General features: G+C 49.4%; 2 protein-coding genes. Both read left to right on the top strand.

Translation table 11 applies throughout. From position 1 onward, the window contains the following. Positions 1–1,180, top strand: a 1,180-nt coding sequence (locus ACJ751_RS08905; protein WP_407745135.1) for a gliding motility-associated C-terminal domain-containing protein, incomplete at its 5' end; no start/stop codon positions are given. Positions 1,181–1,337: 157 nt separating this feature from the next. Beyond that, positions 1,338–1,602: SDR family NAD(P)-dependent oxidoreductase (locus ACJ751_RS08900; protein ID WP_407745134.1), on the top strand; the 265-nt coding region annotated here is incomplete at its 3' end.

Below are 1,602 nucleotides of genomic sequence, written 5' to 3'. Positions count from 1 at the left end.
TCAGAACACTACTGCTACCGCATTAACAGCAACCGGCAGCAACCTGCTTTGGTATACAGTGGCCACCAATGGCACAGGTGTTTCAACAGCCCCGGTGCCTTCAACCGCGTCCGCAGGGACTACCACATGGTATGTAACCCAAACACCGGCGGGTAGCTGCGAAAGTGCAAGAACGCCCATAACAGTTACTGTTGGCAGTCCTGCAACTGCACCAACAGCCAGCTCTCCAACTTATTGTCAGAACACTACTGCTACCGCATTAACAGCAACCGGTAGCAACCTGCTTTGGTATACAGTGGCCACCAATGGCACCGGTGTTTCAACCGCCCCGGTTCCTTCAACGGCTTCGGCTGGTACCACCAACTGGTATGTGACCCAAACTCCGGCGGGCAGTTGCGAAAGTGCACGAACGCCCATAACAGTTACCATCAACAGTCAACCTGCTGCGCCAACAGTTACGTCACCTACGTATTGCCAGAACGATGCGGCTGTAGTTTTAACAGCCTCAGGAAGCAATTTACTTTGGTATACTACCGCTGTGGGCGGAACCGGCGACGCTGTAGCACCAACGCCTTCTACCGCTACCGCAGGAACCATAACTTATTATGTTAGCCAATCGAGTGGTTGCGAAAGTGCCCGTGAAATTGTTACGGTAACCGTTAACGCGCCTCCACCCGTTAGTATCAGTCCCGTAACCGGCCCGCTTTGTGCAGGCAGTTCTGTTACGCTGAATGCAACCGGCGCTGCTACATACCAGTGGAGCCCCGCAACCGGGTTATCTGATGCAGTTAGTAACAGTCCTGTGGCAGCACTGAAAACCGATGTGCTCTATACCGTTACCGGTACCGATAATAATGGCTGCACTGCTACAGCGCAAATTTCACTGAAGCCGGCCATAAGCTGTCTGGGATATAATATACCCGATGCCTTTACACCCAACGGCGATGGGCATAACGACTTATTCCGGGTGGTTACTGCCGATGTACCGCGATCTTTTCATATGACGATCTTTAACCGTTACGGCGGTAAGGTATTTGAAACGAGTGATATTCTAGCCGGCTGGAATGGCACCATGGGTGGCAGCCCGCCTATGTCAGGCGCCTATGTGTATACTATTGTAATTAAAACATCAGCTGGTACAACGATCGAAAAGAAAGGAACCGTGCTGGTGATCAGATAAGGAACTTTTTCAATAATTAGACCGTCTCCATATTTTTACAAATACAGGAGACGGTCTTTTTAATTACGTGACATTTATCACCTATATTTTCTGTCAAATGTCCTTGTTGCCAACCCCTGAAACAGCTCACCTTTACCTTGTAATACAATCATACAAAATGAAATTAAAAAACAAGGTAGCCGTAGTTACCGGAGCGAACAGCGGCATTGGATTTGGCATTGCAGCGGCATTTAAAAATGAAGGTGCGATCGGTACAATAACAGGCAGAAATCAGGAAACACTCGACAGATCGGTTGCAGCGCTGGGAGCAGGTTTCGTAGGCATCCAGGCAGATGTAACGAACATGGACGACCTGGAACGGATATTCAGGGAGACATTTGATCGATTCGGCAAAATAGATACGCTGGTAGTCAATGCCGGTG

The organism is Niastella sp. (genome assembly GCF_045805085.1).
In the GTDB taxonomy this organism is placed as follows: domain Bacteria; phylum Bacteroidota; class Bacteroidia; order Chitinophagales; family Chitinophagaceae; genus Niastella.
Note: the sequence above shows the minus strand (reverse complement) of the source record. Positions and strands in the feature narration are given on the sequence as shown.